This window comes from Synergistaceae bacterium, from assembly GCA_021372895.1.
Classification (GTDB): domain Bacteria; phylum Synergistota; class Synergistia; order Synergistales; family Synergistaceae; genus JAJFTP01.
In genome coordinates this window covers 1-10,233 of sequence record JAJFTP010000084.1, presented here as the reverse complement: position 1 = coordinate 10,233, position 10,233 = coordinate 1, and the positions used below count along the sequence as shown (strand labels likewise).

Below are 10,233 nucleotides of genomic sequence, written 5' to 3'. Positions count from 1 at the left end.
TCCATAATAGAGACGGCGAAGGAAAACGGGCTCAAGCCCTTTGAATATCTCAAGTACATCTTTGAGACCATGCCCAACATTACAAAAGAAAACTATCATACGCTGCTGCCGTGGAGCAAAGATCTGCCGGACAGTTTACGTCTGGGACACAATAACGACATAGCCCCTGCGCAGTAAGCTTCTGAACCTCAGTCCCGTGTATTGTCTTTAGTGCAAGACAATAACATCCCGAACCCTTGGATGATTCCAGGTCCGGGATATTTGACGCTTACAAACGTTCTAACATCATAAAAATTTTTGCACATCCATTTTCGTGCAAGCTCAACCTTGTCTTTTGAGGCGCCTTTATCGTTTTTCCCCTTCAAAACAAAACCGCCTGCCGTTTCTTCATGCGCTCTAGATATATGACGGTTAAGATTACTAGCATGTTCAATGAAAATAGCATTAGGCATTTCATTATTATGTACAAGCTGGATATAATTTCTTATTCTCCGTTTTACTGCAACATCGGAAACAAGTCCATGCATATCCTGTGGATCTATACGAGGCAAATTCCCCGCATCTGGATCTCCGTTTGGATTTCCGTTTATGCAATCAAAAAGAAATACAAATTCATACCTATTTTGGATAATATTATTCATCTACATTTCCTCCTTTTATCAATTATAAGCATCAACCACGCTTCTTAAGTTTCACTTATACCGTAGCTTCTATAATGGACTCCTGTTCAATAGGTTCCTGTTCCCCAACTTCTTTTCTCGTCCTCAATTCTGCCATTTGTTGATAATAGCCAAGAGCAAAGAGGCTTTGTTCTTCAAGTGTGAGAGTAACGGGGATACTGTCGCCCATTCTTGTGAAGATCTCTGATATCCGCTGTTCATACCAAAAACCACCATTATTTTTCAATTTGCTAATATGGAACTGCGAAAGAGTAGTTAAACGTCCTATAACCAAGGCAGGAGTCACAGAAGCAGAAGCATAATACTTCTGAACCACTCCCGCCCCCACATCTCCAAGGGCTCTATACTGTAACGAAGCAAAATATGCCATTAATCTGCCGCATTGATAAGCTGGACTAGGATGTTCCGGATTTACAAATTTTTTAATGTTCTCTGCCATTTCATTACCTCCTTCTTCACTTCTATAATGTCTTAACAAATAAGCTTTTAGCACTCCAATTCCTGCATGAAGGACAGGTTCATCTTTACTGAGCGCGGTACGTATTCTAGAAAGCGCCATCCCAATAACAGGCCTTGGTAATTGACATCCTGTAATAGCACTTCTCCAAAGCGCAACCACTAATGGAGGCGGAACATCTTTGATATCTCTTACTAAACTTCCTAAAACTGCATAAAATTTAGGCGCCGGAGCCAGCGCGTTTCCTCCGTTTCTATTTACTATCGCCATATCTTCAAACCAACTATAAATATTTTGAGTCAAACTCTCGATTTTACCTTCAATCCAACTCCGGATCATTATTCTTCCGCCTGTTGCAGATAATGCAAGACAGTAATATTGGTTATTACCCAAATTCACAATTTCTCCATTTTTTATACTATCAAGCATTTTTTTCATCTGTTGCAGAGCTTGTAATGTGCTACCTTCAATATCTCCTGACACTAGTATATCTAATGGATCTTCGCTGTTTTCTGGCAGCATATATTTATACCAGTGAACAACCTTTGTATTAATAAATGTCGCAGAATGCTTTTTTATTAAATCATCAAGAGCCGCACGATACTTCACAGCACTTGATTCTGATATTGGAGCATTTTCTCCCTGATCAAAACCATAGGAACAAAATGCTTCCTTGTCAAAACCAACCAACGTTGTACCAGAAGATAGGCCTCCAACATCACTAAGACCTGAAACTTTTGGATGCGTTGAGACAGGCTCTATAATGTTTCCGCTTATGAAACACCTTTTCTTTTTTTTAGAATTAGGAACTATTGTATCCTTGTTTCTGTTTGAAACAGACTGTGCGGCTCTGAACGATTCCCACCACTGATGCCAATCAGATGACTCAAGAGGAAATTCTTCGCCAATCCTAAAAGTGACATTATCCGTTGGTTTTACTTTCTTGTCTTTTAGTTTTGCACATATATCTTCCAGTACATTTTTATCATTAAGCGCATTTAAAACCACCCCGAGTATTGGCATGGCTTCTCTTGCCAATGAAATAAGTTTAGTAAAAGTTTTATGCTTCGCCACAATTTTTTCTAACTCTTTTTTCTCCGCTTTCGTATAACATGCAACAACTTCAGCCGTATCGACAAGAAAGTGACGATATCCCCAACTAACAATTTCAGCTGGAGAAAAATCAGGACATTTCGGAAAGAGCTTCCCTCTGTTTTTTTTATCGCTTGTATTGCCAAGCTCAAGCACATTCTGAAAGTCCCCATTTGTCGAGAACTGTAGGGCCCATTTAACTTCTTTTGGCCTGAACCCAGGATTCGTAACGCCTATGTAGCTATCGGCATATTCAACTAATTTGTCAAGCATCCTTTAAGACCTCCTTGCTCTCATATTCCGGCACAAGGAGAACTCCATTTTTAACATTTGCATTAAATATACTCACTGAAGGCGTTGAGTAAGCATCCCCTTGAGAAGAGAGGTTAAAGACATCATATAACATCCAGCCAATGTTAATATCAATATTCATTGGAGCGGCTAATGGTTGCTTTGGCTCAAGGAGTTCAAAATATGCAGGAAATTCTCTACAGCCCAAATAAGGCTGGTAGAAACATTTACCCTTGGATGCCCTCCTGCGGAATTGCTCTTCAAGACCTTTTATTCTTGATTTAAACTCCGGCCAGGGGTAAATCAAAGCATGGATGCGATAATGAACATCCTTCAAAGCCATTGTCTGGCGTTGGGTCCTGCCTTTTGTATCAACACCACTTAATATATCTTGAGTAGCATCAGCCAACAATGGTACAGGCTCAGAGTTTCCTTTTATCCAAGAATTAATTTCCGAAACTAAGGCTTTGTTCTTGACTTCATTTCTGCGAAGCGCGATATATTGCGGCATGCTTAAAACTTCAATTTTTGTTATCCGCCAAATAAATTCATGCGGCTTACTATATATTGCATCAAAAATTCCTCTTGCCGCAGATGGCGTAATAACAGGATAGCTAAAACGCTCAACCTTCAATTCTGGTCGGCTAAAACAAGCAAAATCTCCCCAAATCTCAAGTATCTGTGATTTTGGTAAAAACACACTGCTTTCCATACGATCCCTCCTTCCCTATGTTGGCAAAGACTCAACCAATATAACAATTATCTTGTAAAGGTATTACTAAACCTATTTTTTCGTCATAATCCTCCTCTCTGAGATATATAAACCATCCTGTTTCCCCCCAACCAGTTATATCTCTATACTTCACAGGCTCAATGTACCCAGCTATATTTGAATCCACAGATGGACGGTATATTCCTATGCTCGTCTTGCGTGCTCTTTTGATCCAGTTGCGACTAAGTCCTTGCATCCGCGCTTCATTAGCTAATACCCTATAATCTTGGATTTTGTACGGAACAAGCAAATTAGAAGTATTATGATTTATAACTTGGTATATTTTTGATGTTTCAGCAAAATCAAGCCCCATAATTGCCTCGTATAGGGGCTTATTCCCATTATCTACATCTGTTATAGAGTATAATTCTTTAAAATAACGCTCAAAAATCTCTGATGATTCAATATCAATATTACCATTATTATTTTTAAGCCAATTTATTAAAATATCAGCACCTTGTCGATAGTCTTTACTTGGATATAATGATCCACCACCAAAACTCTCTTTGTCTGGGATAAAAACCCTAAATGATCCTTCATCAAGCAATCCATTCCTATTACAACGTCCAGCAGCCTGAGCTATTGCGTCAAGTGGAGCAAGAGCTCTAAATACAGATGGAAAGTCTATATCAACTCCTGCTTCTATACATTGCGTTGCAATCAAAATACATGGTTCATGATTTTTTAATTTTGATTTAATATATTTTAAAACTGATTTTCTGTGCTCAACAGTCATATTAGTTGAAAGATGAAAAAGAATATCATTATAATTTTTACCTATAAATTCTTTAAGATATAAAAATATATTTTTTGCATGATTTTTAGTATTAACTATGCAAAGACTTTGAGTATTACATGAGATTATTTCTTTACAAAGTCCTTCTAATGACAGATATTCATCCATAAATGGCCATTTCACCTTAACTCTTTTTTTCCTAGAAAAAAGTCCTAATTCAGAAGAAGCTATTTCCGTAGGAGTCCAACCATTGAAACACCATTTTTTAACATAATGGTGAAGAGTCCCAAATGCAGGTTGCGTAGCGGTTGCAAAAACAACAGAACAACCATAATTTTGAGCAAAATCTGACAACGCCGCCAATGTTGGAATAACAATTTCTTGATTTATTGACTGAACTTCATCAAACAAAATAACACTATCAGCTATATTATGAATTTTACGACATTTAAATGGAGAGTTTGAAAATATAGATTCAAAAAACTGAACATTAGTTGTAATTATAATAGGGGCATCCCAATTTTGTGACAGTAATCTTTGTGCTTCTCTCTTACTTTCATCATCATCTTTATTTTCGATGTCATCAGCAAGGCTATGATCTTCCAAAACAATAGATATTTCATTATTACATTCAATATCTTTAAAAATTTCTCTATATTTATCAGCAGTTTGTTCTATAATATTTAAATAAGGCAATACGATTATAAGTCTCCTTTTATTATATATCAATGCATGTTTTAGTCCAAAATAGAGCATGGATATTGTTTTCCCTGAACCAGTCGGAGCTGAAAGAGTAAAAAGCCCAGGCTCCAAACGTGCCTTTTCATTACATGTATTTAATAAATCTCCGCGTAATATGCGCATTTCTTCAGACATTTTACTATATTTAAATCCAAAAATATATTTATTTAGAATTTCTAGCAATTGCGATGGATTCAATTTACGCCCATCTGATCTATATATTCTTTCTCCTTTAATATCTCTATTAAAATGAGCTTCAGTCTCTATAAAATCTGAATCAGTAAGGGAAGAGAAAATCATTCTAACTTTATTCATAAGACATATTTTATAATTCATTATTTTAGGGTAATCAAAATTTTCATTATTATATTCTAGCAATGGTATATCATCTTCCGACATACACTTTATTAAAATATCAAGTGAATCTTCAGATAAGCGAAGGGATTGCGGCATAACGTCTTTATAAGATTTTAAATCAATTGGTAAATAATTTTTACTTAAAATTCCAAGACCAACATGATGACCCTGTATAGACATTACGGCACCAAAAGCCCAAGGGCATTGCTTATGTACATACGATGCGCCCGCGCTCCAATGATCGATTCCTCTTTCAAGACCTTGTAATCTACGTATAAATAGATTCCCATATTTGCCAATATCATGATATAGTCCTGCAATGTATGCTTCATCTCTATAAGTTAATTTTATACATTGCTTTGAACGATTGGCAACTAGTAATAAATGATCCCTTAGTAAATCAAATTTACCATTAATTTTTGAGTGTGCATAATAATTAGTCAATATAATAACCATCTTTCCAAGTTTTTTTCAAAATTCTCACACGTGTCCAAGATAAATTTTTACAAAGGTCGATTCAAGTAACTATATCAAGAAAAATCCAGCTCTTATGCCGCATTGGCAACCTGATTCCACATTTGTACAAAATACTACAAAAAAACCTTGCTGCAACCGGATCCGTTTTTTTGTTTTTGTATATTTTGGACAACAGTGCAAAATTCTATATAAACTTAACTGCAGCCCAAGACAGCAAGAAATCTGAAAACAGGATCCAGTAATAGCCAATGCCTTTAGAGGAGAATTTGAGCAATTTTGAATTAGGTATAAATGTAACTTATGTGCTGATTGCTGTTGCTATGGCTGCTCAGAATGGTCCGCGTAAAAATCTGTTTCGGTCAGCAGTAAAAAAATATCTCAGTGTATCTTTAATTTACGCGATATTAAATGCATACAACATTTGCGGCATTAATTCTTTGAAGGATTCATCTCTGGCTCCATTTGAGAAAAGGACACGCATGATTTATTGATATAGTTATAGTGCTACAGACATAATAAGTCAATATTTTGTTCCTGATGTATGAGAGAGAAAACAGCATGGATATCATCTAGAAATCATAGAAACGGACATGGGATTCAATCATGCTCCAGCCTTATATTTTTTTATCTGCTCCAATACCCTAAACGGCCGGCGTTCACCATAAGATGACTGCCGGCTGCTGTGTTTGCTTTATTGGTTTTGTTGTTTTTAGGAGAGATCTACCATATACCTATGAACTTTTGGACAATGAGTGAGACTACGGCCACGGCGGCCCAGCAGCAAACTCCGAGGAAGAGGGGCTTCAGGCCGTTTGTGAGGAGTTTTTTTATGTTGGTGTTGAGCCCGATTGCCGTCATTGCCATGACGATCATGAATTTGCCGGCTGTGACAAGCGGGGCGGAGACTGCGGGAATGCTCCAGAAGGTGTTGATTACCGCGGCCGCGACAAAACCTATGACAAACCAGGGGAAAACCTTTATAAAGCTGAATTGGCCTCTATGTTCGCCTGACCGGTCTTTCTGCGCTTTCCACGCCGTACAGACAGCCAGTACAAGCGTGACAGGCACTATCATCAGTGTCCTTGTCAGCTTGACTATTGTCGCAAATCCGAGCGCGGTGTTGTTGCCTGCCGCATTGCTCCATGCGGTTCCGGCCGCCACTACGGACGAGGTGTCGTTAATAGCCGTTCCTGCCCACATTCCAAACCCCGTATCGCTCATTCCCAGGTAAGCCCCTAATGCCGGAAAGATAAATACGGCAATGATGTTGAAGAGGAATATTGTCGATATTGCATGGGCCACATCTTCGTCCTTCGCTCCTATTACAGGCGCGGCTGCGGCAATGGCTGATCCACCGCAGATCGATGTCCCTATCCCTATCAAAGCCGTCGTCTTCCCCTCAAGCTTCAGGGCCCTGCCGACAAAATACGCTGTAAGGAATGAGGCTGTAAGGGTAAAGGCTATCACATACAGGGACTGGCCGCCGACCTTTATGACATGGAATAGGTCCATCCCGAATCCAAGCAGGATGATCGAGTACTGCAGTATCTTCTTTGATGTGTATTTGACTCCGTCATCGAGCCTGAATAGTTCTGCCGGGCTATTGTTGCCGGTGCGGCGTCTTTCTGTCCGCAGCAGCGCAGGGAAGGCCATTATGAGAAGCATGCCTGCCAGGATCCCGAAGACAGGACTTCCTACAACTGGGAAAGCCTTTCCCAGGAACCATGCGGGAAGTGAGATAAGCACGCAAAGAAGCATCCCCGGTGTGATTTTTCTGATTTGGATCATAAAAACATCCTCTCTGTATTGCCTCTGTTTTTCGCATTGATGCCCCTATTCTATTGAGTAATTGCGATATTGTAAAATACTATTGTGCGATATGCAGATCAGGTTTTTACCTATCTTGTCTTGGACACGCGCTGTAACATTTATTCCGGCCATTTTGCCTCTTGTTAAGAGAATATTGTGATCATCAAGCGATAAACATAGCCCTTCAAAAGAGGGGGGGCATATGCCCCCCCTCTTCTTACCAGTACCTTTTAATTCTGATTTAAATGAAATGCCTTCTAGCGGCGCTTGCGAAGAAACATAGGAACGATCAGCAGAAGGGCGAGCGGGTAAACCCCTGCCGCCGAACAGCCGCTACTGCCGCCGTGATGCTCTTCGGAGAGCTTCCAGACCTGGCCCCCGTAGAACGGGTTGGCCGTCCCTATATAGATAGCGTCGCCAGTTGCCTTTACGGTGCGTCCTCCATAGTTGAACTTGTCTCCGAAACCATTGACGGTTACCGCTGAGAAATTCACCCCGTCAGATGTGCTATAGAGGTCGAAGCCCGAAGGATTAGTGTTGTATTCCCTTATGGCATTGACTATCTGGTCTATCGCTTCCTTCTCTGCATCTGTGGTCACAAAATTTCTCAGATAATCCAGAATAACACCTGCATCAAAGGTGGTTACATAGAGTTTCCCGTTGTATACCCCCATGCGCCACGCATATTGGTTCATCGAAAGATCTCTTAGCGACATACCGGCTGGTATTCCACCCATATCGGCCGGCGGGTTGAAGAACCCTGCCCCGTAGTTGCCTTTACGTTCTGTGAATTCTCCGTGTGAATCCTGCGTATTGCCGATTATCATCTCCCAATTGTCATTTTTGTCAAACCGGTAGACCTGGCATGGGGTAAGAGAGGAAGTCAGCGCGGTCAGATCTCCGCTTGTAACCATAGAAAGAGGAGAAATAACGTCAGCAAATGTGCCGACATACACGTAGTCCTTGCCGCCGACCGAGTAGAGGAAAGGAGTCGCTGTAACGTTGCTATTGTTCCCCGCTCCATAGAGATATCTGGCTCCTTTTGATTTATCACCTACCACCATTTCCCAAAGCCAGCCGTAGTCATTACGGCCCGGCGTTCCTTCCCCAACAGGTTTGCCTTTGAAGACCATGAAACCGTCATCAGTTGCTCCTGTGTAGTTACTGCCAACGAAGGCATAGAGCCAGCCGTTGAAGGAGATCATGTCCCAGATGCCGCCATAATTTGTCGCTATCGGGGTCATCCTGGCTCCCGGAAAGTCTCTTTTATCCGCGACAGGCGCCCACGATCCATTCTCGTCAGGGGTCTCGCTTTCCAGGACCTGCAAATCAGCGCTGGCCTCGTTGTCATTTACCGTCAGGACACCCAGGTACAGTTTTTTGTTATATACCGTAATGGGACGCAGGCTTGAGGCCGAGCCGGGCGCTGTCTGGAAAACAACTTGCGGTTCGTCTACTTCAGGATCAAAGTCAGGACCGATCTTTAATAGCCGCGTCATCACTCCCATACTTCCGAAATAGAGGGATGGCCTATCCTCCCCAGGTGCGGCATAGGATACCACGCCCCTGTAACCAAGATCTTCAGGCCAGTCTGTATTTAACATCCCGGAGGTGTAGATCGTTTCCCAGTCACCATCTCCGCCCAGCTTCTTCCTGAAGATCCTTGCTCTTAAGTCTCCCGACTCGGGAGCGGCAACGTCTCCGCTGAAAACCTCCTCAATATCGATACTGATCCCCGACTGGGTTGGAATGAGATAGAGAAGGTCGCGGTTTGAGCCAACATATAGATACTCTTCTCCCGCGCTGTTCTTCATGGTCTCCATTGTCCACGCATAGCTGTTGTGACGGTCTCCGCCAGGCGTGAGCCCGTCAGCCTGGCCCTGGACCGCTCCTGCGTTGCTGAAACGCTCTGCGGGCAGAAGAGCTGCCCATGCCGCCAAACACATAAAACTGAGCAACAGTGATGCTATTATTAAGTATCGGATGCTTTTTACTGATTTGCCGTGTTTGCTTTCCATATTGTGCGCCTCCCTAGTTTTTTAAACGATAGGCCGATGTTATCAATAATCACTCTGTCCAAGCTCAGTTTGACAAATCAAGTGCAAGTGGAAATTTGGAGATGCGGCAGAATACCTCTGAACAGACTAAATAGACAAGAACACACCGATGTCCCTTCCTGCGAACGCCGGATCAGGCAAATAAAAAACCGGTAAAAACCAATGTTATTTTTTGTAACCTCCCCTTCCCATGTGTTGACCAATTCTATCTACTTTATTTTTTTATGACCTTATGATCATTATCTGCCGTTTAATTGTTATTTGTCAATAGTTATATAAAAAAACTTATAAAAATTCGTTTTGTTTTTTAGATGAACTTTTTTAAAACAAACTGCTGCCGTCCAAAATATAAAAAACAGCCCAATCTTCGCCATTAGGGACATATCCGGCAAAAATCAGGCTGCAGGGGTCAAGGAGGTATTTGCTGCTTGGGTAGTTTGGAGATAAGGCCGACTTAAGATGTTTTTATCGGCGAACGGCTCTCCTGCCGGGGAAACCTACCATCTTGGGTTGGGATCAAGGTTCATCGGGGAGACATCCTTGCCCGGGCGGTAGATGAGGACCGAGCAGGGGGCATAGCGCGCGACCTTGGAGGCAGTGCTGCCGACAAGGATATGTTCAATATTGCTGTAGCTCTCGGTAGCTGTCAACCGTACATGTCGCTTCAGCAATTGATCACTACGCTGCGTTTGTTGCTTTTTCCTCCGTTGTTGTTTTGCACTTCGGAGGGTTAAGAAATACTACTTCTTTTATTGCCCAATTTC

At 41.4% G+C, this 10,233-nt stretch carries 7 protein-coding genes and 1 pseudogene; 1 reads left to right on the top strand and 7 read right to left on the bottom strand.

The features are described from left to right. Positions 1–3 precede the first annotated feature (3 nt). The gene (locus LLF78_07910) at positions 4–177 is read left to right on the top strand and encodes a transposase domain-containing protein (protein ID MCE5202418.1); all 174 of its coding nucleotides are present in this window, start codon (positions 4–6) and stop codon (positions 175–177) included. Positions 178–188: 11 nt separating this feature from the next. Here the strand turns inward: LLF78_07910 and LLF78_07905 are convergent, their stop codons facing one another. The 7 genes and pseudogenes from LLF78_07905 to LLF78_07875 form a co-directional block, all read right to left on the bottom strand. Next, on the bottom strand, positions 189–641 hold the full coding sequence (locus LLF78_07905) for a type I CRISPR-associated protein Cas7 (protein ID MCE5202417.1): 453 nt from the start codon (positions 639–641) through the stop codon (positions 189–191). A 55-nt stretch (positions 642–696) separates the two neighbouring features. Further along, complete coding sequence (gene cas8c, locus LLF78_07900) at positions 697–2,502, bottom strand: type I-C CRISPR-associated protein Cas8c/Csd1 (GenBank protein MCE5202416.1); 1,806 nt, start codon at positions 2,500–2,502, stop codon at positions 697–699. Then, positions 2,495–3,232, bottom strand: coding sequence for a type I-C CRISPR-associated protein Cas5c (cas5c, locus tag LLF78_07895; protein ID MCE5202415.1), 738 nt, complete (start codon positions 3,230–3,232; stop codon positions 2,495–2,497). The genes cas8c and cas5c overlap by 8 nt, the downstream gene beginning before the upstream one ends. A gap of 31 nt (positions 3,233–3,263) precedes the next feature. Continuing rightward, positions 3,264–5,570 (bottom strand): CRISPR-associated helicase Cas3', encoded by a 2,307-nt coding sequence (gene cas3 / locus LLF78_07890; protein MCE5202414.1) that lies wholly within the window; start codon positions 5,568–5,570, stop codon positions 3,264–3,266. Positions 5,571–6,323: 753 nt separating this feature from the next. Further along, complete coding sequence (locus LLF78_07885; GenBank protein ID MCE5202413.1) at positions 6,324–7,391, bottom strand: YeiH family protein; 1,068 nt, start codon at positions 7,389–7,391, stop codon at positions 6,324–6,326. 278 nt (positions 7,392–7,669) lie between these two features. Further along, positions 7,670–9,430, bottom strand: coding sequence for an SYNERG-CTERM sorting domain-containing protein (locus LLF78_07880; GenBank protein MCE5202412.1), 1,761 nt, complete (start codon positions 9,428–9,430; stop codon positions 7,670–7,672). Between the two features lie 536 nt (positions 9,431–9,966). Beyond that, a pseudogene (locus LLF78_07875) lies at positions 9,967–10,101 on the bottom strand (universal stress protein). Positions 10,102–10,233: the final 132 nt, after the last annotated feature.

Bases quoted from the DNA above. Each gene is read 5' to 3' on its own strand.
- LLF78_07905 (MCE5202417.1), bottom strand. From the start codon at position 641: ATGAATAATATTATCCAAAATAGGTATGAATTTGTATTTCTTTTTGAT.
- cas8c (MCE5202416.1), bottom strand. From the start codon at position 2,502: ATGCTTGACAAATTAGTTGAATATGCCGATAGCTACATAGGCGTTACG.
- cas5c (MCE5202415.1), bottom strand. From the start codon at position 3,232: ATGGAAAGCAGTGTGTTTTTACCAAAATCACAGATACTTGAGATTTGG.
- LLF78_07885 (MCE5202413.1), bottom strand. From the start codon at position 7,391: ATGATCCAAATCAGAAAAATCACACCGGGGATGCTTCTTTGCGTGCTT.
- LLF78_07880 (MCE5202412.1), bottom strand. From the start codon at position 9,430: ATGGAAAGCAAACACGGCAAATCAGTAAAAAGCATCCGATACTTAATA.